This window comes from Streptomyces sp. MBT53, assembly GCF_016654115.1.
Lineage (GTDB): Bacteria > Actinomycetota > Actinomycetes > Streptomycetales > Streptomycetaceae > Streptomyces.
Window position 1 is genome coordinate 1 of the sequence record NZ_JAEQAZ010000212.1, and the last position, 21,988, is coordinate 21,988.

The 21,988-nt window shown below is 71.3% G+C and carries 23 protein-coding genes and 2 pseudogenes; 11 read left to right on the forward strand and 14 right to left on the reverse strand.

Annotation, left to right across the window (positions count from 1 at the left end):
* Positions 1-311 (reverse strand): annotated as a pseudogene (locus tag JHN45_RS43630) (hypothetical protein); the annotation flags it as partial.
* 329 nt (positions 312-640) lie between these two features.
* Here JHN45_RS43630 and JHN45_RS43635 point away from each other — a divergent pair.
* Positions 641-904, forward strand: a complete 264-nt coding sequence (locus tag JHN45_RS43635; RefSeq protein ID WP_236584753.1) for a hypothetical protein — start codon at positions 641-643, stop codon at positions 902-904.
* A gap of 91 nt (positions 905-995) precedes the next feature.
* Here JHN45_RS43635 and JHN45_RS43640 read toward each other — a convergent pair whose 3' ends face one another.
* Positions 996-1,757 (reverse strand): phosphoglyceromutase, encoded by a 762-nt coding sequence (locus tag JHN45_RS43640; protein ID WP_200715669.1) that lies wholly within the window; start codon positions 1,755-1,757, stop codon positions 996-998.
* A gap of 165 nt (positions 1,758-1,922) precedes the next feature.
* Here JHN45_RS43640 and JHN45_RS43645 point away from each other — a divergent pair, with 165 nt between their 5' ends.
* Complete coding sequence (locus JHN45_RS43645; RefSeq protein WP_200715668.1) at positions 1,923-3,188, forward strand: MFS transporter; 1,266 nt, start codon at positions 1,923-1,925, stop codon at positions 3,186-3,188.
* Positions 3,189-3,257: 69 nt separating this feature from the next.
* Here JHN45_RS43645 and JHN45_RS43650 read toward each other — a convergent pair whose 3' ends face one another.
* Both JHN45_RS43650 and JHN45_RS43655 read right to left on the reverse strand, forming a co-directional pair.
* On the reverse strand, positions 3,258-3,665 hold the full coding sequence (locus JHN45_RS43650; protein ID WP_201054874.1) for a hypothetical protein: 408 nt from the start codon (positions 3,663-3,665) through the stop codon (positions 3,258-3,260).
* Positions 3,666-3,863: 198 nt separating this feature from the next.
* Positions 3,864-4,310 carry a DUF2000 domain-containing protein gene (locus JHN45_RS43655; protein ID WP_200715666.1) on the reverse strand — a complete coding sequence of 149 codons (447 nt, stop codon included), beginning with the start codon at positions 4,308-4,310 and terminating at the stop codon, positions 3,864-3,866.
* A gap of 49 nt (positions 4,311-4,359) precedes the next feature.
* Between JHN45_RS43655 and JHN45_RS43660 the strand changes: the two genes are divergently transcribed.
* On the forward strand, positions 4,360-5,169 hold the full coding sequence (locus tag JHN45_RS43660; protein ID WP_200715665.1) for an AraC family transcriptional regulator: 810 nt from the start codon (positions 4,360-4,362) through the stop codon (positions 5,167-5,169).
* A gap of 9 nt (positions 5,170-5,178) precedes the next feature.
* Complete coding sequence (locus JHN45_RS43665) at positions 5,179-5,823, forward strand: methyltransferase domain-containing protein (protein WP_200715664.1); 645 nt, start codon at positions 5,179-5,181, stop codon at positions 5,821-5,823.
* Between the two features lies 1 nt (position 5,824).
* On the opposite strand, the gene JHN45_RS43670 is transcribed toward JHN45_RS43665, so the two are convergent.
* The 3 genes from JHN45_RS43670 to mshA form a co-directional block, all read right to left on the reverse strand.
* Positions 5,825-7,453 (reverse strand): glycoside hydrolase family 55 protein, encoded by a 1,629-nt coding sequence (locus JHN45_RS43670; protein ID WP_236584754.1) that lies wholly within the window; start codon positions 7,451-7,453, stop codon positions 5,825-5,827.
* 120 nt (positions 7,454-7,573) lie between these two features.
* Positions 7,574-8,083 carry a YbjN domain-containing protein gene (locus JHN45_RS43675; RefSeq protein WP_201054876.1) on the reverse strand — a complete coding sequence of 170 codons (510 nt, stop codon included), beginning with the start codon at positions 8,081-8,083 and terminating at the stop codon, positions 7,574-7,576.
* Complete coding sequence (gene mshA / locus JHN45_RS43680) at positions 8,076-9,413, reverse strand: D-inositol-3-phosphate glycosyltransferase (protein WP_200715661.1); 1,338 nt, start codon at positions 9,411-9,413, stop codon at positions 8,076-8,078. The genes JHN45_RS43675 and mshA overlap by 8 nt, the downstream gene beginning before the upstream one ends.
* Before the next feature lie 356 nt (positions 9,414-9,769).
* On the opposite strand from mshA, the gene JHN45_RS43685 reads away from it, so the two are divergent.
* Both JHN45_RS43685 and JHN45_RS43690 read left to right on the forward strand, forming a co-directional pair.
* Positions 9,770-10,474: an LAETG motif-containing sortase-dependent surface protein gene (locus JHN45_RS43685; RefSeq protein WP_201054877.1), complete on the forward strand. Its 705-nt coding sequence runs from the start codon at positions 9,770-9,772 to the stop codon at positions 10,472-10,474.
* A gap of 64 nt (positions 10,475-10,538) precedes the next feature.
* Positions 10,539-11,351, forward strand: coding sequence for a class I SAM-dependent methyltransferase (locus JHN45_RS43690; RefSeq protein WP_201054878.1), 813 nt, complete (start codon positions 10,539-10,541; stop codon positions 11,349-11,351).
* A 171-nt stretch (positions 11,352-11,522) separates the two neighbouring features.
* Here JHN45_RS43690 and JHN45_RS54565 read toward each other — a convergent pair whose 3' ends face one another.
* The gene (locus tag JHN45_RS54565; RefSeq protein ID WP_307783360.1) at positions 11,523-11,741 is read right to left on the reverse strand and encodes a hypothetical protein; all 219 of its coding nucleotides are present in this window, start codon (positions 11,739-11,741) and stop codon (positions 11,523-11,525) included.
* Here JHN45_RS54565 and JHN45_RS43695 point away from each other — a divergent pair.
* Positions 11,734-12,675, forward strand: coding sequence for an NlpC/P60 family protein (locus tag JHN45_RS43695; protein ID WP_307783361.1), 942 nt, complete (start codon positions 11,734-11,736; stop codon positions 12,673-12,675). The genes JHN45_RS54565 and JHN45_RS43695 overlap by 8 nt on opposite strands.
* Before the next feature lie 282 nt (positions 12,676-12,957).
* Entirely contained in the window at positions 12,958-14,412 is a 1,455-nt protein-coding gene (locus JHN45_RS43700) for a PP2C family protein-serine/threonine phosphatase (RefSeq protein ID WP_201054880.1), read from the forward strand.
* Positions 14,413-14,437: 25 nt separating this feature from the next.
* Here the strand turns inward: JHN45_RS43700 and JHN45_RS43705 are convergent, their stop codons facing one another.
* The 4 genes from JHN45_RS43705 to JHN45_RS43720 all read right to left on the reverse strand — a co-directional run bounded on the left by JHN45_RS43705 (position 14,438) and on the right by JHN45_RS43720 (position 18,130).
* Positions 14,438-14,773: a DUF2516 family protein gene (locus JHN45_RS43705; RefSeq protein ID WP_078651503.1), complete on the reverse strand. Its 336-nt coding sequence runs from the start codon at positions 14,771-14,773 to the stop codon at positions 14,438-14,440.
* A gap of 131 nt (positions 14,774-14,904) precedes the next feature.
* On the reverse strand, positions 14,905-15,558 hold the full coding sequence (locus JHN45_RS43710; protein WP_200717425.1) for a hypothetical protein: 654 nt from the start codon (positions 15,556-15,558) through the stop codon (positions 14,905-14,907).
* Positions 15,559-15,652: 94 nt separating this feature from the next.
* Complete coding sequence (locus JHN45_RS43715) at positions 15,653-16,099, reverse strand: helix-turn-helix domain-containing protein (protein WP_200717426.1); 447 nt, start codon at positions 16,097-16,099, stop codon at positions 15,653-15,655.
* A gap of 66 nt (positions 16,100-16,165) precedes the next feature.
* Entirely contained in the window at positions 16,166-18,130 is a 1,965-nt protein-coding gene (locus tag JHN45_RS43720) for a hypothetical protein (RefSeq protein WP_201054881.1), read from the reverse strand.
* A gap of 167 nt (positions 18,131-18,297) precedes the next feature.
* Between JHN45_RS43720 and JHN45_RS43725 the strand changes: the two genes are divergently transcribed.
* Positions 18,298-19,164 (forward strand): phosphotransferase family protein, encoded by an 867-nt coding sequence (locus tag JHN45_RS43725; RefSeq protein ID WP_200716932.1) that lies wholly within the window; start codon positions 18,298-18,300, stop codon positions 19,162-19,164.
* Between the two features lie 15 nt (positions 19,165-19,179).
* Here JHN45_RS43725 and JHN45_RS43730 read toward each other — a convergent pair whose 3' ends face one another.
* Positions 19,180-20,343 carry an NAD(P)/FAD-dependent oxidoreductase gene (locus tag JHN45_RS43730; protein WP_200716931.1) on the reverse strand — a complete coding sequence of 388 codons (1,164 nt, stop codon included), beginning with the start codon at positions 20,341-20,343 and terminating at the stop codon, positions 19,180-19,182.
* Between the two features lie 53 nt (positions 20,344-20,396).
* Here JHN45_RS43730 and JHN45_RS43735 point away from each other — a divergent pair, with 53 nt between their 5' ends.
* Together JHN45_RS43735 and JHN45_RS43740 are read left to right on the forward strand one after the other, a co-directional pair.
* The gene (locus JHN45_RS43735; RefSeq protein ID WP_201054882.1) at positions 20,397-21,089 is read left to right on the forward strand and encodes a TetR/AcrR family transcriptional regulator; all 693 of its coding nucleotides are present in this window, start codon (positions 20,397-20,399) and stop codon (positions 21,087-21,089) included.
* Positions 21,090-21,130: 41 nt separating this feature from the next.
* Positions 21,131-21,655: an ATP-binding protein gene (locus JHN45_RS43740; protein ID WP_200716929.1), complete on the forward strand. Its 525-nt coding sequence runs from the start codon at positions 21,131-21,133 to the stop codon at positions 21,653-21,655.
* On the opposite strand, the pseudogene JHN45_RS43745 reads toward JHN45_RS43740, so the two are convergent.
* Positions 21,645-21,988: pseudogene (locus JHN45_RS43745) on the reverse strand (hypothetical protein); the annotation flags it as partial. The gene JHN45_RS43740 and the pseudogene JHN45_RS43745 sit on opposite strands and share 11 nt — an antisense overlap.

The window sequence follows — 21,988 nt, forward strand, 5'->3', positions numbered from 1 at the left end:
GGGGTGGGCAAGGTGGCCGGGTCGGAGGCGCCGTAGGGGGTCGGTTCGAGGGATTGGGTGTACGTGTAGGACGACGACGCGGTGGGCTGACTCCAGGGCTGGGCGGCCTGCGCTCCTCCTCCCCCACCGGAATAGGCACCGTCGACCAGCCCCAGCAGCAGGACGATCACCAGGGGCACCCCGAGGACGGTGAGCCCCCAGGTACGGGCGGCTCCGGCGGGCGGTATCAGCCCACCGGCACGGTAGGAGGCCGGCGGGTTCGGCACGGCGGGGGCGGCGGGGGCGTACGGCGGTGGTCCGAGGTCGTTCATGGGGCACTCCAACGGTCGCGACAGCGCGCCGACTTCACGCCCCCGTCGCACAAAGGCTGATTGACACCTTGCATGCCACCGCCGACCCCGCTTCCGCCACCAGAACCGATCCGCTTCCGATCCACTTCCGGGGCGGGGCCCTACCGGAAACGGCGGGCGGAGTGGGATCCTGCTTCATCCTGCGACGGAAGGGACGGCACGTGGCAACGCGTTCGGATTCTGCTGCGAAGACGTTTGCTGAATACGTCAGAGATGCGGCCCACAACGCTGGATATGCCCTCGACTCCCCGTCGGGGAAAGGCAGAGCCGTGCTCGCCAAAGCAGCGGACATGCCGGAGAGCGACATATCCAAGATCCTCACGAGAAGGTTCGAGGTCCCGACCGATCTGCTCAAGCCCCTGGCGGCGGCCCTGGACGTACCGCAGCAGGATCTGCTCAAGGCAGCCGGAGTGCTGGAGGGAAAGGCCCCGCCACCGAAGAGCGACTTGACCGTGCAGCTTGCCGCGCAGCGGCTCGGTATCAGGTCCCCGAAGAACGTGGCGGCCTTCGAGACCCTCGTCGCGGTTCTGCGCGACGCCGAGAAGCGACGATGACCCGCTGAGGTCCCGGAGGCGGCGGCCCCAGCACAGCAACAAGGCCCCTACCGGCGGACAAACCGCGGGTAGGGGCCTTGATCGTTCCGGCTTACTTCTTCTTGCCCTGGTTCTTGACCGCCTCGATCGCGGCCGCTGCCGCGTCCGGGTCGAGGTACGTCCCGCCGGGCTTGACCGGCTTGAAGGTCGCGTCCAGTTCGTAGGCCAGCGGGATGCCCGTCGGGATGTTCAGGCCCGCGATGTCGGCGTCGGAGATGCCGTCGAGGTGCTTGACGAGGGCGCGGAGGCTGTTGCCGTGGGCGGCGACCAGGACCGTGCGGCCCGCGAGGAGGTCGGGGACGATGCCGTCGTACCAGTACGGGAGCATGCGGACGACGACGTCCTTCAGGCACTCCGTGCGGGGGCGCAGCTCCGGGGGGATGGAGGCGTAGCGCGGGTCCGCGGACTGGGAGAACTCCGAGTCGTCGGACAGCGGGGGCGGCGGGGTGTCGTAGGAACGGCGCCAGAGCATGAACTGCTCCTCGCCGAACTCCGCGAGGGTCTGCGCCTTGTCCTTGCCCTGGAGGGCGCCGTAGTGGCGCTCGTTCAGGCGCCAGCTGCGGTGGACCGGGATCCAGTGGCGGTCGGCGGATTCGAGGGCCAGTTGGGCCGTGCGGATCGCGCGCTTCTGGAGGGACGTGTGAACGACGTCGGGGAGGAGGTCGGCGTCCTTCAGGAGTTCGCCACCGCGGACCGCCTCCTTCTCGCCCTTCTCGTTCAGGTTGACGTCCACCCAGCCGGTGAACAGGTTCTTCGCGTTCCACTCGCTCTCGCCGTGGCGGAGGAGGATCAGCTTGTACGGTGCGTCGGCCATGCCTCAGAGCGTAATCCACGCATTCGGGCCGGGGGCGGGTGCCTGCCTCCCGGTCCGACAGTTGACGGCTTCTGTTAATTGAGTGGTCCGCCGCCCCTCCCCCTTCGTAAGTTGTGAGCGGCGCATACGCCACTTACACACCTGTCCGACCGTGGGGGATCCGCCATGTCACTCGTCGCCCTGAGACGTGCCGCCCGGGAAACCGTCTCCGGGCTGCCCCGCGAGTTCTGGTGGCTGTGGACCAGCACCCTCGTCAACCGGCTCGGGGCGTTCGTCTCGACGTTCATGGCGCTGTATCTGACCCTCGACCGCGGCTACTCCGCCACCTACGCCGGTCTCGTCGCCTCCCTCCACGGGCTCGGCGGGGTCGTCTCGTCGATCGGCGCGGGCGTGATGACCGACCGGCTCGGCCGCCGCCCCACCCTCCTCGTCGCGCAGTCGTCCACCGCCGCCTCCGTGGCGCTGCTCGGCTTCATGCACGACCCCCTCGCCATCGCCGGCGTCGCCTTCCTCGTCGGGATGGCGAGCAACGCGTCCCGCCCGGCGGTGCAGGCGATGATGGCGGACATCGTGCGCCCCGAGGACCGTGTCCGCGCGTTCTCCCTCAACTACTGGGCGATCAACCTCGGCTTCGCGATCTCCTCCATGGCCGCCGGGTTCATCGCCGAGGTCAGCTACCGCGCCGGGTTCCTGCTGGAGGCGGGGATGACGGCGGCCTGCGCGGTCGTCGTGTTCCTACGGCTGCCCGAGTCCCGGCCGAGCGTCGTGACCGGCGCCGACGGCAAGCGGCCCGCCGACGCGGTCGGTCTGCGGACCGTACTGCGCGACGGGCGGTTCATGAGCGTCGTAGGACTGTCGTTCCTCGTCGCGCTCGTCTTCCAGCAGGGGTCGGTCGGACTGCCGGTCGCGATGGGCGAGGCCGGCTTCACCCCCGCCGACTACGGCACCGCGATCGCCGTCAACGGCTTCCTGATCGTCGCCCTCCAGATCCCGGTCACCCGCCTCATCGAACACCGGGACGCCAAGCGCCTGTTGGTCGTCTCGTCCCTCCTCGCGGGCTACGGCTTCGGGCTCACCGCGTTCGCCGGCTCGGTCGGTGTCTTCGCCCTCACGGTGTGCGTGTGGACCCTCGGCGAGATGATCAACGCCCCGACCCAGACGGGCCTCGTGGTCCGCCTCTCCCCGGTCCAGGGACGCGGGCGCTACCAGGGCATGTACACCCTGTCGTGGGCCGTCGCCGCGCTCGTCGCTCCGCTGATGTCCGGTTTCGTCATCGATCACTTCGGGGCGGAGTGGCTGTGGGGGCTGTGCGCGGTCGTGGGGACGGGGGCGGCCGTCGGGTACGGGGTGCTGATGCGGCGGCTGCCGGCCGGTGGACCGGCGGGCGCCGACCTCCCGGTGGCGGCGAAACCCGAGGTCAGCGCGGCCTGAGACCCGCTGCCCGCCCACCCGAAACCGGGCAGGCGGGCAGCGGTGAGCAGTACGGAACCGGTCAGGGAATCAGCACACCACCGTGATCGAGAACGGCCTGTCGCTGTCCACCGCCGCATTCCCGCTCGCGGACGGTGTCGCCGTGCGGATGAAGAGGGTGTTGCCGTTCACCTGGCCGACGAGGATGGACGAGCTGCCCGGACCGGGGTCGCTGCCGCCGTTGGTGTTGATGGTGCCGAGGAGGGCGCAGCCGTTGAGGTTGTGTGTCGTGGTGATGTTGTAGCGGCCGTTGCCGAACTTGTTGATGCCGCGGATGCCCTGCCCGCCCAGGATGTGGCCGCTCGCGGAGACCTTGGCCCAGTCGGCGGTGGCCGCCGCCCGGTGGGGCTGGTCCGGTTGGGCCGAGGCCGCGACCGTGCCGCCGATGGTGAGTGCCGTCACCACGGCCCCCAGGGCCAGCTTCGTGGACCGGTTCATGGTTCTCTCCCTGCCGACTGCCGATGAATGGATCAGTGCAGGTGGCCCACCCCGGGCAAGGGCTCACCGGGGAGGACTCTCCTCCCTCCCGGTGCGCGCGCAGAAGGCTTCACGGCGACCGCCACTCGAACTGATCAAGCCGTCCCACCTGCACGCATCACCGTCATCCAACTCGGGCAGTACTCACCGAATCACCGCTCACGGATGCATCCGCGCCCCCTTCACCACCTTGTCCACCCCGTTCCGCGGCCCGTAGACCGCCAGCCCCACCACATCCAGCTCGGCCGTGGGCACGGCCCGCACCGCCGCCCGGTTGTCCCGGTCGTTGCCCGTGGCGAACAGGTCGGACGTGAAGACCGCGCGCGGCAGGGCGCGGGACAGGACCCGGCCGTGGGCCGCCACCAGGACCTCCTTCGTCGCCTCGAAGACCATCACCGGCTGCCGGAACATCGGCAGATACGCCACCCCGTCCGCGTCCTCGTACGGCTCCCCGATCACCTCGGGGATCTGCGCGCCCAGGCCGCTGACCAGGAAGGACGTGACGTTCAGCCGCTGCCACGGCTCCAGGTCGTCGCGCAGCAGCACAGCGATCTTCGTGTCGAAGCGGATCGGTTCACCAGGGCCGGGGATGTCATCAGTGCTCATACGTCGAGACTGCCGACCGCTCCGCGCCCCCGTCTTGTACGTTCTTTGCATGGCCCCGCAGCAGGAAGTCTCCGCGTGGCGGCCCCGTATCCCCGGTGTCGTCGAGGTCTTCCACGCCCACTTCACCGAGTACGCCTACCCGATGCACGTGCACGACGCGTGGACGCTGCTGATCGTGGACGACGGTGCCGTACGGTACGACCTCGACCGGCACGAGCACGGCACCCCGCACGACACGGTGTCGCTGCTGCCGCCGCACGTCCCGCACAACGGCTCCCCCGCCACGCCGCACGGCTTCCGCAAGCGGGTCCTCTATCTCGACGGGACCTATCTGGCGGACGACCTCATCGGGTCCGCCGTCGACCGGCCCGATCTCCGCGATCCCCAACTCCGGCTGCGCGTGGGCCAGTTGCACACCGCGCTCGACCACCCCGGGGACGAACTGGAGGCCGAGAGCCGCCTCACCCTCATCGCCGAACGACTGCACGCCCACCTACGGCCGCGGCCGTCCTCCCTCACCCCCACCGAGGACCCCGTCCTCGCCCGCACCCTCCGCGAACTCCTCGACGAACGCGTCACCGAGGGCATCGCGCTCGACGAGGCCGCACGGCTCGTGCACGCCCATCCCGCCCATCTGGTACGGGCGTTCAGCGGCGCGTACGGCATCGCACCGCACCAGTACCTGATGTCCCGCCGCGTCGACCGCGCCCGTCGGCTGCTCCTCGACGGCCGCCCGCCGGGCGAGGTCGCGGCGGCCACCGGCTTCTACGACCAGTCCCATCTCACCCGCCATTTCCGGAAGTTGGTGGGCGTCACGCCGGGGCGTTATTCGCGCGACAGCCGTCGACGCCGTGGCTAGATTCCCCGCATGGACTGGCACGAGTGGCACGACTCCTACAACTCCCCCGATTCCTACCTGAGTCGGCGCCTGGCCCTCGTCCAGGAACGCCTGCGACTCGCCCTCGACACCGCCCCGCCCGGACCGCTCACCGCGATCAGCCTCTGCGCCGGACAGGGCCGCGACCTGATCGGCGTACTGGCCGACCATCCGCGCGGGGCCGAAGTCCGCGCCCGGCTGGTCGAGTTGGACGAGCGGAACGTCGACCATGCGGCAGCGAGCGCCCGGGCCGCCGGCCTGCGCGGGGTCGAAGTCGTCGCCGGGGACGCCTCGTCGACGGACCAGTACGCCGACCTCGCGCCCGCCGACCTCGTCCTCCTCTGCGGCGTCCTCGGCAACATCACCGACCCGGACGTCGAACGCCTCCTGGACCACTGCACCGCGCTGTGCCGGACCGGGGGCACGGTCGTCTGGACCCGTAACCGCAAGTCGCCGGACCTCGTCCCGCAGATCTGCGCCTGGCTGGAGGAGCGCGGCTTCGAACGGCTGTGGGTCTCCGATCCCACGGTCACCGCGTCCGTCGGCGCCCACCGATTCACCGGCGAGCAACGCCAACTCCCGCCCGGCCAGCGCATGTTCGACTTCATCGGCTACGACACCCTGTGGTGCTCGTGAGTCACAGCTTCCGCTGCGCCTCGTACAGGTTCCGCGGCCGTACGGCGTCCGTCGTGCCGTAGAGCTCCAGGCGGGAGTTGAGGTCGCCGGTGAAGTCGGGGACGTCGATCTGGTCGAACTCCGTGACGGTGTTCAGGCCCACCGTGGCGCTGTACGGCGCCAGTTGGTCGATCTTCATCAGGCCGGCGCGGCCGTTGGTGACGCGGATGTTCCAGTGGGTGAAGCGGGCGCCGAAGAGGGGTCCCGCGTTCGCGTCGCCGCCGTGGCGGCCGTTGTTGTTCACCGTGATGTCGGTGCGGACGTCGGCGAAGGGCAGGCCGCGGTGGCTGTCGAAGGTGCCCATGCGCATGTCGCCGCGCGACCAGACGTTGTAGGAGGACAGGCCCTCGACGTTGATGCCGTGGAGCTGGGTGTTGGGCGGTGCCGGGACCGTCCGTTCCTCGATGGTGAAGTCCTCGACGAGGTTGTCGTGCGAGCCCTCGCGGCAGAAGTAGGGGTGGTGGGAGCCGCGGCCCGACACCGTCGTACCGCGCAGGGTGCACGCCGAGGCCGCCACCAGGCCGAAGCCGTTGTCGACATGACGGACCGTCACGTCGTCCAGCCAGCAGTCGTAGGCGCATTGGAGGACGACCCCGTTGTAGCCCTTGTCGAGGAGGTGCGGCTGTTGCGGGGTCTCGACCGCCTCCAGGGTGAGGCCCTCGACGCCCGAACCCGTCAACTCCTGCACATGGGTGGTCAGTTGGGGGTTCCACTCGGGGCGGATGTCGAGGGGCAGCGGGCGCTCCAGCGTGACGTTCCGGCCGTGGACGTGGGCGATGCGGACGGGCCATTCGTAGGGGACGTACGACAGGAGCTTCGTCTTGTCGTCCCAGTAGTACGCCTCGGGGCCGGGGCCGCCGCCGGACATGTGCTGGAGGAGGGTGTGGGCGGGGTCGTCGGCGAGGCGGAGCAACACCAGGGTGCCCGGCCTGAGTTGTGAGGGGTCCACGACCCGTACCGTCCACGCGCCCTGCGTCGCCGGCTCGACGGTCGTCAACTGCCGCCATTCGTCACGCCTGTTGCCGGTCCAGCCCTCGAAGGGCCAGGCCTTCGCCCGGATCGCGGCGACCAGTGAGTCCCAACGGGCCGTCGGGGCGAGCCAGATGAGGCCGCCCGCCCAGGACCAGGACGACTTGTCGCCGCCGTAGCGGGAGCCGTAGACGCCGATCAGTTCCGTCAGGCTGCGGGTCGCGTAGAGCTTCGTACGGTCGCTGCCCGCGCCCCTGACCACGACGTTCGAGTGGCCGACGCGGATCACGTCGTCGATGCGGAAGGTGCCGGGCGGGATGTGGACCGTGCCACCGCCGGCCCTGCCGGCAGCGGCGATGGCACGGTTGATCGCGGGGGCGGAGTCGGTGACGCCGTCCGCCACAGCGCCGTAGCGGAGGACGTCGAACGCCCGGGGGTGGCGGGGGTGGCGCCGCGCGCCCGCCCTGCCGATGTACGGGATCTGCGGGTGGGTGAAGGGGGTGCGGGTGAACTCCCGCCAGAGGGAAGGGACTTCACCGGCGGATGTGGTTCTCGGGAGGGGAACCGCAGCGGCCAGCGCGCCGCCGAGCAGGGTTCGTCTGGTGAGGGGGATGTGGCTCATGTACGTACGTCCTCCCATGCGGCTCTTCATGGATGTGAACGACGTTCAGATCTGCGTCAGCGGTGAGCATGCCACGAGGGCAGGAACCAGCGGAAGAGGGGGAACGCGGTCAGTCAGCGGTCAGTCGGTCGGCCGCTTGGTCAGATGCGTGAACGCATCCAGATTCCGCGTCGACTCCCCGCGCGACACCCGCCACGCGTACTCCTTGCGGATCGCGGAGGAGAAACCGAGCTCCAGCAGGGTGTTGAAGCTGCCGTCGGCGGCCTCCAGGACCTGGCCGAGGAGGCGGTCGATCTCGGCCTCGGTGACGGCGGGCAGCGGGAGGCGGCCGGTGACGTACACGTCACCGAGCTGGTCGACGGCGTAACTCACGCCGTACAGCTTGAGGTTGCGCTCCAGGAGCCAGCGGTGCACGCCGGTCTCGTTCTCGTCGGGGTGGCGGATCACGAAGGCGTTGAGCGAGAGGGAGTGGCGGCCGACGAGGAGGGAGACGGTCGTCGACAGCTTGCGGGTGCCCGGGAGTTGGACCACGAACGTGCCCGACTCCGGGCTCTCCCAGTCGAGTTCGGCGCCCTTGAGGAAACCCTCGATGACCTGCGCCGCCCGGTCCTGGTCCGCTTTCTCACCCATGGTGCGAGCGTACGTGACGGCGGTGGGCCTGGGCCGCGGCCGCGTAGACGTCGGCCGTGGCGGCGGCGGCCGTGTCCCAGCCGAAGCACTGCGCGTGCCGGGCGGCGGCCTCGCCCATGCGGGGCGCGAGGTGCGGGTCGTCGGCGAGGGTGCGCAGGACGCGCGCGTAGGCGGCGGGATCGTGGCCCTGCACCAGGAAGCCGGTCTCGCCGTCGCGCACCGCCACCGGGAGGCCGCCGACCGAGGCCGCGAGCACCGGCGTACCGGCCGCCTGCGCCTCTATGGCGACCAGCCCGAAGGACTCGCTGTACGACGGCATGACCAGCACGGACGCGGCCCGGAACCAGTCCGCGAGCTGCTCCTGCCCGACCGGCGGCCGGAACCGTACGACATCCGCGATGCCCAGCCGCGCGGCCAGCTTCTGCAGCCCCTCGGGCTTGGCGAGACCGCTGCCGCTGGGCCCACCGACGACGGGGACGACGATGTTCGAGCGCAGCTCGGGCCGCTCGTCGAGGAGCACGGCGACCGCGCGCAGCAGCACGTCAGGCGCTTTGAGGGGCTGGATACGCCCGGCGAAGAGCGGAATGAGGGCGTCCTGCGGGAGCCCGAGACGGGCACGGGCCGCCGCTCGGCCATCCGCGGGCCGGAAGCGTTCGAGGTTCACGCCCGGGTGGACCACGGCGACCTTCGCGGGGTCGGCCGCGTAGTGCCGTACGAGTTCGTCGGCCTCCTCCGCCGTGTTGGCGATGAGGCGGTCGGCGGCGGAGACGATCTGGGTCTCGCCGATGACGCGGGCGGCGGGCTCGGGGGTGTCGCCGTCGGCCAGGTTGGCGTTCTTGACCTTGGCCATGGTGTGCATCGCGTGCACGAGCGGGACGCCCCAGCGCTGCGCGGCGAGCCAGCCGACGTGGCCGGAGAGCCAGTAGTGCGAGTGGACGAGGTCGTAGTAGCCGGGGCGGTGACCGGCCCACGCCTGCATCACTCCGTGCGTGAACGCACAGAGCTGCGCGGGGAGTTCCTCTTTGGCGAGACCTTCGTACGGCCCCGCGTCGACATGGCGGACGAGGACGCCCGGGGCCAGCTCGACGGTCGGGGGGAGGACGGCGGTGGTGGCGCGCGTGAAGATCTCCACCTCGATGTTGATCGCGGCGAGGCGCTGCGCGAGCTCCACGATGTAGACGTTCATGCCGCCGGCGTCGCCCGTGCCGGGCTGGTGCAGCGGTGAGGTGTGCACGGAGAGCATGGCGACCCGGCGGGGTTTGCGGTGCAGCCGCAACCGGGCGGAGGAGGCCGGGGAACGCCGCCCGAGCCTGCTGCCGTACTGGCTCACGTGGCGTTCCTCCTCGCTGCGGGCATGCCGGAAGGAGGGTGTGGGGTTCCCTCCAAGGGGGTGCAACGCCGGGGGGCGGGATTCTCATTCCGGCGCATGGGGATTTTGCCTGGACATTACTGGGGGTCGCTCAACCGTTCGAGCCGTTGTTGCGTGGGCAGTCGGCGCGCCGAGGCTGCGGTGGGCCATGTCCATGACCATCGCTTGACCAGGCGCAGAGCCCTCGCCGACCATCCCTTCGTCACGTCTTGACCTGCGGCGATACAACCTTTGACAGGGAGGTCACAGGGCTTGTAGACGTGTCGGGCGCTCGGACTCTACGACGTGGTCCCGGGCCCTTCGACCTAAGGACAAGCGTGTCCCTCTCCCCTCGTGCCGCCAGGGCGGCCCGTGTCATAGGCACCTCGACCGCCGCGGCCGCGCTCTCCCTCGCCGCCGCCCACACCGCGCTCGCCTGCAGCATCGGCGACTTCACCGCGGTCCCGCTCTGCGACGCCCAGGGCAACGGCGTCATCCGCGTCACGGACAAGGACGCGAGCGGGACTCCGGCGACGATCGGCCTGTACCTCAAACTGACCATGGCCGATGGGGACGAGGAGCGACTGCTCGACACCGAGACCATCGCCCACCCGACCGCCGAGGGCGTCAGCGTCGACCTCAAGCCCCTGGACTGGTACGCCGGCGAGACCTTCCGGGTCCACGTCAAGGCGGGCGACAAGGTCGACGACGACATCACGCCGATGGTCGTCATCCCGGATGTGACGTGCGGCGCCTCCGCGTCCGCTTCGGCGTCCGCCTCTACGTCCGCCTCCCCGCAGCCCTCGACGTCGCCGGAGCCGTCCTCCAGCCCCTCCGCGTCGTCTCCCTCCTCCGCCGAGAGCAGCAGCCCCGTGCCCGCGGCGAGCAGCGCCCCGTCGCCCGCGGGCGGTGGCACGCACCTCGCCGAGACCGGCGCCGGCAACGGGACCACCGCAATCGCGGGCACCGCGGCCGCCCTGGTCGCGGCGGGCGGCGGCATCGTCGTAGCGCTGCGCCGCAGGGCGGGCCGCGGCTCGCGCTGATCTGACCCGGGGGGGTGCCGTCGTGCATCCGTCGCCATGACCGCGCCCGCCTACCCTCTTACGTATGACAGCCCGCGCAGCCGCCCGACCCGTAGGAACAGTGACGCGCGGGACGACCAACCCCAACCGGCTGCGCCGTATGGACCGCTGGATCGTGGCGACGCACGGGGCGGAGCTGCGGCGGGCCGACGAGCCCCTCGCCGTCGATCTCGGGTACGGCGCCGCGCCCTGGACGGCCGTGGAACTGCTGGAGCGGCTCCGTTCCGTCGCCCCGCACGCGCGCGTGGTCGGTGTCGAGATCGAACCGGCGCGGGTCGCGGCGGCCAAGCCGTACGAGCGCGAGGGGCTGGTCTTCCGGCACGGCGGGTTCGAGATCCCCGTGCCGCAACGGCCGGCGCTGATCCGCGCGGCGAACGTGCTGCGGCAGTACGACGAGGCGCAGGTCGCCGAGGTCTGGGCGCGGCTGCGCGGGCGGCTCGCGCCGGCGGGCGGGGGCTCCCGGGGCGGGCTGCTGGTCGAGGGGACCTGTGACGAGATCGGGCGGCGGCACGTGTGGGTCGCGCTCGGTCCCGAAGGGCCGCGGACGGTCACCTTCGCGGCGCGGCTCGGTTCCCTGGAGCGGCCGTCCGACCTCGCCGAACGCCTCCCCAAGGCCCTCATCCACCGCAATGTGCCCGGCGAACCGGTGCACGCGTTCCTCCGCGACTTCGACCGCGCCTGGGCAGCCGCCGCGCCCTACGCCTCCTACGGCGCCCGTCAGCGCTGGATCCGCGCGGTGCGGGACCTCACCGCCGACTGGCCGGTGGTGGACGGTCCGGTGCGGTGGCGGCAGGGCGAAGTGACCGTGGAATGGGGGGCCTTGGCCCCGGTGGGGTGAAGGGGCGGCCTCGGGGGAACGATCTCCGTCGGCCGTTCGTCACATGGGCGGGGAAATCGCCGTGACAGGTCATGACCTGGAAGGAAAGGGAAGAAGTACGGGAAGTACTACCTCTGTCGTTTTCTGTGCGGACATGGCACGATCCCCCAGGCGTCCGTAAGTTACTGACGGTCAATCAGATACGTGATGTGGGGGCAGGGGTATGGGAGCGGGCAGGCGAGCCCTGATCACGACGGCCATCACGGTCGTCTGCGCGGTCACCGTGCTGGCGGCACCCGGCATCGCCTTCGCGAGCCCGTCGCCCACACCGACTTCCTCGTCTTCCTCGTCCTCTTCGACCTCTTCGACCTCTTCGTCTTCGTCGACCGCGTCCCCGACTCCCGTGACCAACAAGGACCTTGAGGCCGTACGCGCGAAGCTCGACGACCTCTATCACGATGCCGCCGTCGCCACCGACGCCTACAACGCGGCCGAGGAGCAGGCGCAGAAGCAGTCCGCGCAGATCGTCGAGTTGGCGAAGAAGATCGTCAAGGGCCAGGAGAAACTGGACGAGTTGAAGGACCGCGCCGGTGCCGCGGCCCGCTCCCAGTACCGCACGGGCGGGCTCCCGGACGAGGCGCAGCTGGTCCTGAGCGACAACCCGCAGGCGTTTCTGGACGGTGCCGGGCGGATACTCCAGGGCCAGCGTGCCACCAAGGGCCTGATCGCCGAACTGACCCGCACCCAGGACGACTTGAAGCAGTACACCGCCGACGCCTCCACCCAGTGGCAGCAGTTGGAGAAGAACCGCCAGGCCAAGGCGGCGGCCCAGAAGACGATCACGACCCAGATCGCGGCGGCCGAGAAGCTGGAGTCCCAGCTGGAGAAGAAGGAGAAGGAACGCCTGGCCAAGCTGGAGCAGCAGGCCGCGCTGAAGGCGCAGACCGACTGGCTGGACTCCGGTGTCCTCAAGGACATCAGCGGCAAGGCGTCCGCCCAAGGCAAGGCGGCGGTGGCGTACGCGACGGCCCAGCTCGGCAAGCCGTACGAGTGGGGCGCGGAGGGCCCGAAGTCGTACGACTGCTCGGGGCTGACCTCACAGGCCTGGGCGAGCGCCGGCGATCCGATCCCGCGGACCTCGCAGGAGCAGTGGAAGCAGCTGCCGCACGTGGACGTCAAGGACATGCGCCCCGGCGACCTGATCATCTACTTCGACGACGCCAGTCATGTCGCGATGTACATCGGCGACGGCGCGATCATCCACGCCCCGCGGCCGGGCCGTACGGTGACGATCGCGGGGGCCGGTTCGATGCCGATATTGGGTGTTGTGCGACCCGATGCGTGATGCGGCCGGCCGGTGGGCGCGGTGGCGCCCGGTGACCCGAGCCACGTGACGCAGCACACGCATCACCCGCCCCAAACCCCGCTCCGGCGTGACCTTCGTCATCCCGGCCCCACCGCCGTCCTGCCCAACTGCGGTACAGAACACGGCATATGACTGTGGCCGCCTGCCGGGCGACCTGCCTCACACCATTCCTTTCCGGCGCCCACTACCGCTATGGTCCCGGTCGGTGGGTCGAGGTCCCTCGCCCCACCGCGCCCTCGGGGGGAGGGAAGGAACAGGACGATGCCCGCACCCATACCGCGGCAGAGAGCGATCCCGGCCGCGGAAAGTGGTCAGGCGCCGGCCGCGCCCACGATCGGCGACACCTCTGGGGACGTCGCTGGAGACGTTTCCGTGGACGCCTCGGGAGACACCTCCGGGGCGACCTCCGAAGCGGCCTCCAGCGAGTTGCCGGGGAGCGCCTCCGAAGGCGCGGAAGCCCCGCGCCCGGAGATCCCGCGCACGCAGGACACGGTGAACGACGGCACGGTCACCGGCGCCGGTCCCGGCGGTCCCGCCGGTCACCTCACCCTGCTGATGATCGAGGACGACCCCGGCGGCTCGCCGATCGTGCCCGAGCTGGTCGATCCGACCGGCAAGCCGATCCGGGTCCGCACCGCCCGCAACCTCACCGAGGCCGAGCGGCTGCTCACCGACGACGTCCACTGCATCCTGCTCGACCTCGCGCTGCCCGCCCCCGGCCGGGCCGCCGACGGCGCCGACGACGAGCTGGCCGTACTCCGGCACGTACTGAGGATCGCGCCCCGGCACGCCGTCCTCGCCCTCACCGCGTCCGGCGACACCGAGCGCGGCGCCGAGGCGGTCCGGGTGGGCGCCCAGGACTATCTCTTCCGGGACGAGCTGGACGGCCGGCTGCTGAGCCGCGCGATCCGGTACGCGGTGGAGCGGAAACGTTCCGACAGGGCCGAGCGCAAGCTCACCGAGTCCAAGCTGCGCGCCCAGGAGAACGCCCGCCTCGAACGCGGCCTGCTGCCCACGCCCCTCCTCGACGGCTCCCCGCTGCACTTCGCCGCCCGCTACCGCCCCGGCCGCTCCCGCGCGCTGCTCGGCGGTGACTTCTACGACACCGTGCGCACCCCCGACGGCACCGTGCACGCGATGATCGGCGACGTCTGCGGCCACGGCCCCGACGAGGCCGCGCTCGGCGTGGAACTGCGCATCGCCTGGCGCGCGCTGACGCTGGCCGGGCTGTGCGGCGACCAACTCCTCGGCACGCTGCAACAGGTCCTGGAGCACGAGCGCTCCGACGACGAGATCTTCGCGACGCTCTGCACGGTCGACATCGCCCCCGACGGCCGCCGCGCGGGCCTGTGCCTGGCCGGCCACCCGTCCCCGCTGCTGGCCCGCCCCGGCCGCCCGGCCGAGCTCCTCCCCTACGACAACAACGGCCCCGCCCTCGGCCTGCTCCCCGGTGCCCGCTGGCCGCGGATGCAGGTGGAACTGGGCGCGGAGTGGAGCCTGATGCTCTACACCGACGGCCTGATCGAGGGCCGGATCGGCCAGGGCCGCCGCGAACGGCTCGGCCAGGACGGCATGGTGGCGATGGTCCGCCGCCAGCTCGCGGAAGGGCTGCGGGGCGAGGAACTGCTGCGGGCGGCGGTGAACGAGGTCCGCGACCTCAACGGCGGCGAGCTGACGGACGACGTGGCGGTGGTACTGCTGGACCGGACGCCGTAACGCCCGGCTCACTCGTCGTAAGGCGTCAGCGTCCGCCGTTGTACGGGCCGTAGGGGCCGTCGCTGCTGGAGCCGCCTCTGCGGCTGCGGCCGCCGCCGGGGAGGCCGCGGAGGGCCGGGCGGACGTCGACCATGTACACGATCGTCGCGACGAGGCCGATGATCGGCAGGAACGACAGGATGTTGAAGATCAGGTTCACCACGAAGGCGAGCCCGAGGACGATCAGCCAGAACGGCTTGGTCTTCTTGTCCGCCGCGCGATAGGCGTCCTCGCGGCGCGTCGCGGCGTCGACGAGCGCGAAGCCGCTGAACACGATCAGGGCGGTGCTCAACAGCCACATGAACCCTGTGAAGCCCTGCATCAGCACTACGTCCACCACCAGACTCGGCTAGTCATTACGCGGTCACCGTACCCGCAACCGGATTGCCGCTGAAGACAGAACGGGTCGGGCACCCGTGGAGTGCCCGACCCGTCACCGATCACCCGTTCGTGTCACTTCGCGGGCGGCGTGGTCTTCTTCGCGGTGGTCTTGCGGGCCGGCGCCTTCTTGGCGACGGGCTTCTTCGCCGGGGCGGCGGCGGTCGGGGCCGGAGCGGGCTCCTCGGCCTTCACGACGACGGGCTCGGCGACCGGCTCGGGGTCGGGCTCGACCGCGACGGCCAGTTCCTCGATCTCGTCGGCGGCCTCGCCGCGCCAGGTCTTCACGGCCTGCTCGCCGTGCTCGGCGACCTTCTCGTACGCCTCACGGGCCTTGACCGCGTACTCGGCGGCGACGCCGACCCCGCGCAGCGCGAAGTCCTGGGCGGACTCGCCGAACTTCTTCAGGTCGGCGTCGAGCGTGGTGCCGAGCTTCTTGAGGTCGCCGTCGAGGCTGGTGAGGAACTCGTTGACCTTGGTCTGGAGGGTCTCCTGCGCCTCCTTGGCCTTGGCACCGGCCTCCTTGGCGCGGGCGGCGGCCTTCTCCTGCACGGCCTTCGGGTCGGTGCCGCGCACGGCGTCGATCCGGCCCGGGGCCTCGGCACGCAGCTGCTCGACCAGGCCGGGAACCTTCTTGGCCTGCTGGAGGGCGAGGTCGGCGGTGCCGGCGGCGAAGTAGAGGGGGGTGGGGTCGCTCAGGGTCTTGCGCAGGTCATCGGTGATGGCCATGGTGTTGGTTCTCCCGGTTTCTGTCAGCTGAGGGTTTTGGTTGCTTCCGCGGTCGGCGGACGGGCCGTGTCGTCGTCGACAGGCTGTGTCCTCGTCACCCGGCCGTCTGCTCCCGCGGGTCGGCGTCGCTGCCGTCGGCACCGTCGCTCACGCCGGGACCGCTCTCCACGCCCTGGTCCCCGTCGGCGATCTCGAACCCGTTCTCCTTGCGGAAGGACTCGTAGATCTGAAGCATGACCTGCTTCTGCCGTTCGGTGAGCGTGGGATCGGCGAGGATGACCGCACGTGTCTCGACCTCGTCCCGGTCCCGCTCGGCGTCGAGGATGCCGGCCCGCACGTACAGCGTCTCGGCGGAGATCCGCAGCGCCTTGGCGACCTGCTGCAGCACCTCCGCGCTCGGCTTGCGCAGCCCGCGCTCGATCTGGCTCAGATACGGATTGGACACCCCGGCGGCATCGGCGAGCTGCCGCAGGGACAGCTGCGCGGTGCGCCGCTGTTCCCGCAGATACTCACCAAGATTGCCGACGTTGAGCGATGCCATGCCTTCACCTTGCACCACCCTTGCTAACTATTGCAAGCACCTGCTTGCAAAAGTGCGCCACGCCACTCAGCGTGCCGCCCCGGCCGCCGCGGTCACGATGCGGTGCATGACCGGGACCGGGATCGCCGGGTTCATGACCGCCTCCCAGGCCGTGACCCGGTCGTGCAGCAGGTCGGCGAGGACGCGGGACGGCAGTTGCGGGTTGCGTAGCGCGGTCGCGCGGACGGAGCTCGCCGGGTCGTTCAGCAGCCGTACCGCGTCGGCCGGTGACAGGCGGGGGTCCTGAGCGGCGCGGTGGCGGACCTCGGCTTCGGGGTCGCGGGCGAGACGTGCGACGTCGGCGGGCGTGGACCGCGGATCGTCCAGGGCCAGGCGGCGCATCCGTCCGACGGGGTCGTCGGCGTAGTGCAGCAGGCCCGTGCGGGGGAAGTTGGGGTGGCTGCGGGGGCGGCCGGGGTGGCTGAAGCTGCCGTCCCACCAGCGCCAGACCTCCAGCAGCGTCTCGGCCGGCGCGTCGTCGCACGACTCGGCGAGGAACAGGCCGACCACCCGGTCCTCGTCCCCGGCCAGCCGCTCCACCACGTCCGGTGGGAGGTGCCGGGCACGGGCCACGCTGCGGCGGACGAGCGGATGCGGCGACCCGGCCAGGCGGCGCATCGCGTCGGCGTCGCCGTGCAGGCTCGCGACCCAGGGCAGGGCGTGCGACATCGCCATCGACGCCGGGTCGAAGTCGTGGCGCACGGCGGCACGCTGCTCCTCGGTGAGGTCGGCCCGCAGCGCCACCGTCGAGCGGATGCCGTCGTCGGGGTCCTGTGCCAGGACGGCGACACCAAGTGCTCCGAGCCCCGGGTTGGCGGCCAGTGTCCTGCGTATCTCCGCGTCCTCGTCCCGGACCAGCTCCGCCTCCAGCTCGGGCGCGAGACGGCACTGTTCGAGCGCTCGCCGGGGCACGGGCAGTGCGGTGAAGACCTCGCGGGGCATGGGGACGCCGGTGTGGTGGGCGAGCAGTGCCGCCGTTCGTACCGCGTCGTCGGTGTCGGCCAGCAGCCGTTCCCGCAGGGGCGCGGCGAGGTCCTCCCAGCGGGCGCAGGCGGCCGCCCGTACCCGGGGATCGGCGTCGGCGGCGAGGCTCGGGAGGTGACGGGCGGGGAGCCCGGGGAGTTCGGCGGCCTGGGCGCGGGACGTACCGGCGAGGAGGTCGTCGTACAGGTCCTCGGGAAGTTCGGCGCCGCGGTCGTGGGCACGCCCGGCCCAGAACACGCGCCGGCTCGGGGACGGTTCGGCGCGGACCAGGCGTGTCCACTGGTCGGACGTGAGCTTGGGCCGGAAGGTGTCGGCGGGTGCCGACCGCACCCGCGGGTCGGGGTGCGCGAGGGCGGCGTCGAGGACGGCGGGCCGGTCGCAGCCGTCCAGGAAGCTCTCCGTCACGTCCAGCAGCCGGATCAGCAGTTCGTCCGGTGCGGCCGGGTTGAACCCGATCCCCTCCGCCCAGCGCACGGGCCACGCGGGCCGGCCGGGCACCGCCGCCCACACCTCGGCGCGCTCGGCCTCCGTCTCGCGCCCGGCGGCCTCGGCCGTCTCCTCCAGCCGCTCCGGCAGCCGGTCGAGGGCCGTCACCCTGGGCCTGTCTGCCTGCCTGTCCGCCTGCCGGTCGCGGGCCGTCGCGCGGGGCCCGTCCGCGCCGGGCACCGCTGCCAGCAGCACCTGCCCGTCGAGGGAGAGCGCCACGAACCCGGGGTCGCCGGTCAGCTCCGGCACACCGTCGCCGGTGTACCGGACGTGGGTCCACCAGTCGTCGTTGCCGCCGATCCGGTACCCGAGGACGGCCACCAGGAAGCCCCCGTCGGCATCCGCGAGGCGGCGCCACCACTCGGCGTCGAGCGCTTCGCGGACCGCGCCGTCGGGCGCCGCGATCCCCCGCGCGATGCGCCAGCCGGCCTCCGGCGGGAACAGGCTGCCGGGGCTCACGTCCTCGACGACCGTGAGTCCGGCCCGCACGAGCAGTTCGTGGACTTTCTCTTGGCGCTGCACGCGGTCATGATCCCCGCCGGGTCGTGGCGGGACAAGGCTCGCCGCCCGCCCGACCCCTCACGACACCAACTCCCGTTCCCTGTAAGGCGGCTGGGCCCCGGCGGCGGAGGAGATCATGGCCGCTAATTGTCGGCACTGCCCTCGCTCGTCCGTGCCAGGATGCGGGGATGGAGACGACCGACGTCACGCGTGCGATCGCGGCTGCCACTTCCGTCGCCGTATCGCTCGACCTGCCGGTCGACGGCGCGGTCGTTCTGCACAACTCGAACAAGCTGGCGCTGCGGCTGGTGCCGTGTGATGTCTTTGCCCGGGTCGCCCATGTGGGGCAAGAGGTCGCGCGGTTCGAGGTCGAGCTCGCTCGGCGGCTCGTCGAGGTGGGAAGTCCGGTGTGTCCTTTGGAGCCTCGGGCGGAGCCGCGTGTGTATACGCGCGACGGCTTCGCGGTGACGCTGTGGACCTACTGCGAGCCCGTGTCGCCTCACACCGCGCCGGTCGACTACGCCAAGGCGTTGGAGCAGTTGCACGCCGGTATGCGCGAGGTCGATGTGGCGAGTCCGAGGTTCACGGACCGGATCACGGAGGCGGAAGCAGTCGTCGCCGACCCGGACCGCTCGCCGGAACTCGCCGACGCGGAACGGGTGTTCCTCGGCGGCAGGCTGGCGAGCCTGCGGCGGGCGATCGACGAGCGCGGCGCCGTGGAGCAGTTGCTCCACGGCGAGCCGCATCCGGGCAATGTGCTCAGCACGAGGAACGGCCCGTTGTTCATCGACCTTGAGACGTGCTGCCGCGGACCCGTCGAGTTCGACCTCGCCCATGTTCCCGAGGCGGTGTGGGAGCACTACCCGAACGTCGACCAGGGGCTGTTGGACGAGTGCCGGCAGGTCGTCCTCGCGATGGTCGCCGCGTGGCGTTGGGACCTCGGCGACCAGTTTCCGGACGGCAGGTGGTTCGGAGAGGAACTCCTGCGCGCCCTGCACGACGGTCCGCCCTGGCCGACACTCGACACGCTGCACAAGCGACTGGGCAGCCTGTAGACCCCTTGGGCGTTACTACGGCTGCACCTCGTCGAAGACCGCTATCGCCTCGGCCGGGTCCGGGCTCACCAGGCGTTCCAGGCCGGCCGTCGTGATCTCGGCCCACTTGCCGGACCGGGCCCACATCCGTTCCTCGAAGGCGCGGACGGTCTCGTCCAGGTCTCCGGTGGCGGGGGCGGTGGCGATGGACTCGGCGAGTTCGGCGCCGTCCAGCATCGCGAGGTTCGCGCCGACGCCCAGTGGGGGCATCAGGTGGGCCGCGTCGCCCAGCAGGGTCACCCCGGGGACGTGGGTCCAGGTGTGGGACACGGGGAGGACGTAGAAGGGGCGGTGGGCGAAGGTGGTGCCGCGGCGGAGGAGGTCGAGGACGGGGGCGGACCAGCCGTCGAACAGGGCCAGCAGGCTCGATCGCACGGCCTCGGGGTCGGCGTCGGCCAGGTCCGGGCCCAGGTCCGTGTGCCAGTCCAGCGGTGCGCGGAACTTGCTGTACACCTTCACGTGGCCGCCGCTGTTGCGCTGGGCGACGAGGCTCCGGTTCGCGCCGTACACGGCCACGGAACCGTCGCCGATCAGCCGGGCGAGGTCGGGGTGGCGGGTGTCGACGTCGTCGAGGGAGGTCTCGATCGAGGTGACGCCGGTGTAGTGCGGCGCCACCGGCGTCAGGGCCGGGCGGACCCGGGACCAGGCGCCGTCCGCGCCGACGACAAGGTCGTACGTCTCCTGTCGCCCGTCCTCGAACTCGACGAGTACGCCGTCCCGCGTCCCCGGCACCACCCGTGTCACGCCCCGCCCCCACCGGACGTCGAGGGGGCCCGGGTCGTGTTCGCTGTCACGGTCACGGCCCAGCAGCAGGTCACGGAGTTGGCCGCGGTCGATCTCAGGGTTGGCCAGGTCGTCCGGGCCGGGCAGCCAGTGGCGCAGGACGGTCCCGTCCGGGTCCAGGATGCGCATGGCCTGTCCCTCGGGACGCGCGAGCGCCTGGAACTCCGCCAGTAACCCGGCCTTTCCCAGGGCGAGTTGGCCCAGTTTTTCGTGCAGGTCCAGCGTGCCGCCCGGGGGACGGGCGTCGGGGCCGGGGTCGCGTTCGAGGACGGTGACGGGGTGGCCGTGGCGGTGCAGGACCCGGGCGAAGGTGAGGCCGGCGGGGCCGCCTCCGACGACTGCGATGCGATGTCTCATGTCGATACACTGTATTGATTCGGGGCGGTGTATCGCAACAGTACGATGCGTTCATGACTGTGTGGGACCGTCCCGAGCCGCCGAGCCGACCCGTGCCGCTCGACCGGGAGCGGATCGTCGCGGCCGCCGTCGCGCTGGCCGACGAGGGCGGGCTGGAGGCGGTGTCGCTGCGCAAGGTCGCCGCCCGGCTGAACGCCGGCCCGATGCGGCTGTACGGCTTCATCTCCACCAAGGAGGAGCTGTTCGACCTCATGGTGGACGAGGTCCAGGCCGAGATCCTCCCCGAGGAGCAGGCCGGTGACTGGCGGGAGGCACTGCGCGTCCTCGCCCACCGCACCAGGCTGGCCGCCCTCCGCCACCAGTGGCTGGCCGACCTGCTCGGCAACCGTCCGAGCCTGGGCCCGAACGGCCTCGCCGTGACCGAGGCCACGCTGGCCGCCCTCGACGGTCACGCCGACATCGACACCGTCATGCGCGCCGTGGAGACCGTCAGCGCCTACTTCACCGGCGCGATCAGACGCGAGATCGCGAACCTGCGGGCCGAGCGCGCCACGGGCCTGTCCAAGCGCGACTGGCAGCGCGCCTCCGGTCCGCATGTGACGAAGATGCTGGCCACGGGCCGCTTCCCGGCACTGTCCAAGGCCGTGCACGACGGCACGGACGTGGACGCCGAGACCACCTTCGCGACCGGCCTGGACTGGGTCCTCGACGCGGTGGCCGCCAAGCTCACCCAGCAGCCGACGTGACCGGCGGACCAGGTGTCCCCCTCCGCGCTAGCGTCGAGCCCATGATCGTATGGCTCAACGGCACCCACGGTGCGGGCAAGACGACGACGAGTCCGCTCGTGCAGCAACTCATCCCGGATTCACGGGTGTTCGACGCCGAGAAGGTCGGCGAGACACTCATGGACATCTCGCCGGGGCTGCCCGTCACGGACAACTTCCAGCACTGGCCGCCCTGGCGGCAGCTCGTCGTGGAGACCGCCCGGCGCGTACTCGACTACACCGGCGGCACCCTGGTGGTTCCCATGACCGTCCTGGTCGAGCAGTACTGGCGCGAGATCAGCACGGGCCTGGCCCAACACGCCATTCCGGTACGGCACTTCGTCCTCCACGCCGACCAGGACACCCTGCGCGGACGCATCGCGGGCGACACCGTCCTCGGCCCCGACTCCCCGTTCCGGCTCCGTTACCTCGAGCCCTACGCCGAGGCGGCCCGCACCTGGCTGCACCGCGAGGCCCACGTCGTCGACACCACCCACCTCACGCCCGCCCAGGCCGCCCGGCGGATCGCGGAGTCCGTCACGGCGTGAGGTCCAACCGGCAGTCCCGCCAGGCGGGTTGGCTGAGCAAGGGCTTGAACCGGGTGAAGAGGACGAGGAGTTGAGGGCCCCACCGCTCGCGGAAGGTGAAGTCGTGGCGGGCCAGGTCGAGTTCGTTGGCCGCGGTCAGTTCGGCGAGGTCCCGGCGGAGCCCCGGCTCGGGAATGTGACCACGGCCGCTGAAACGGTCCCGGAAGACCCCGTCGGCCTCCGCGAGCCCCGGATACGTGGCCTTCCTGTCGCACGCCCCGTAGAGATACACGATCCCTTCCGCCTCCGCGCCGATCACCTCGGCGAGTCGGATCGGCGCGGAGGCGGAAGGGA

Excerpts from the sequence above, each read along its gene's own strand:
- JHN45_RS43635 (WP_236584753.1), top strand. The coding sequence starts at position 641 with ATGCCGGAGAGCGACATATCCAAGATCCTCACGAGAAGGTTCGAGGTC.
- JHN45_RS43640 (WP_200715669.1), bottom strand. The coding sequence starts at position 1,757 with ATGGCCGACGCACCGTACAAGCTGATCCTCCTCCGCCACGGCGAGAGC.
- JHN45_RS43645 (WP_200715668.1), top strand. The coding sequence starts at position 1,923 with ATGTCACTCGTCGCCCTGAGACGTGCCGCCCGGGAAACCGTCTCCGGG.
- JHN45_RS43650 (WP_201054874.1), bottom strand. The coding sequence starts at position 3,665 with ATGAACCGGTCCACGAAGCTGGCCCTGGGGGCCGTGGTGACGGCACTC.
- JHN45_RS43655 (WP_200715666.1), bottom strand. The coding sequence starts at position 4,310 with ATGAGCACTGATGACATCCCCGGCCCTGGTGAACCGATCCGCTTCGAC.
- JHN45_RS43660 (WP_200715665.1), top strand. The coding sequence starts at position 4,360 with ATGGCCCCGCAGCAGGAAGTCTCCGCGTGGCGGCCCCGTATCCCCGGT.
- JHN45_RS43665 (WP_200715664.1), top strand. The coding sequence starts at position 5,179 with ATGGACTGGCACGAGTGGCACGACTCCTACAACTCCCCCGATTCCTAC.
- JHN45_RS43670 (WP_236584754.1), bottom strand. The coding sequence starts at position 7,453 with ATGAGCCACATCCCCCTCACCAGACGAACCCTGCTCGGCGGCGCGCTG.
- JHN45_RS43675 (WP_201054876.1), bottom strand. The coding sequence starts at position 8,083 with ATGGGTGAGAAAGCGGACCAGGACCGGGCGGCGCAGGTCATCGAGGGT.
- JHN45_RS43690 (WP_201054878.1), top strand. The coding sequence starts at position 10,539 with ATGACAGCCCGCGCAGCCGCCCGACCCGTAGGAACAGTGACGCGCGGG.
- JHN45_RS43700 (WP_201054880.1), top strand. The coding sequence starts at position 12,958 with ATGCCCGCACCCATACCGCGGCAGAGAGCGATCCCGGCCGCGGAAAGT.
- JHN45_RS43705 (WP_078651503.1), bottom strand. The coding sequence starts at position 14,773 with ATGCAGGGCTTCACAGGGTTCATGTGGCTGTTGAGCACCGCCCTGATC.
- JHN45_RS43710 (WP_200717425.1), bottom strand. The coding sequence starts at position 15,558 with ATGGCCATCACCGATGACCTGCGCAAGACCCTGAGCGACCCCACCCCC.
- JHN45_RS43715 (WP_200717426.1), bottom strand. The coding sequence starts at position 16,099 with ATGGCATCGCTCAACGTCGGCAATCTTGGTGAGTATCTGCGGGAACAG.
- JHN45_RS43725 (WP_200716932.1), top strand. The coding sequence starts at position 18,298 with ATGGAGACGACCGACGTCACGCGTGCGATCGCGGCTGCCACTTCCGTC.
- JHN45_RS43730 (WP_200716931.1), bottom strand. The coding sequence starts at position 20,343 with ATGAGACATCGCATCGCAGTCGTCGGAGGCGGCCCCGCCGGCCTCACC.
- JHN45_RS43735 (WP_201054882.1), top strand. The coding sequence starts at position 20,397 with ATGACTGTGTGGGACCGTCCCGAGCCGCCGAGCCGACCCGTGCCGCTC.
- JHN45_RS43740 (WP_200716929.1), top strand. The coding sequence starts at position 21,131 with ATGATCGTATGGCTCAACGGCACCCACGGTGCGGGCAAGACGACGACG.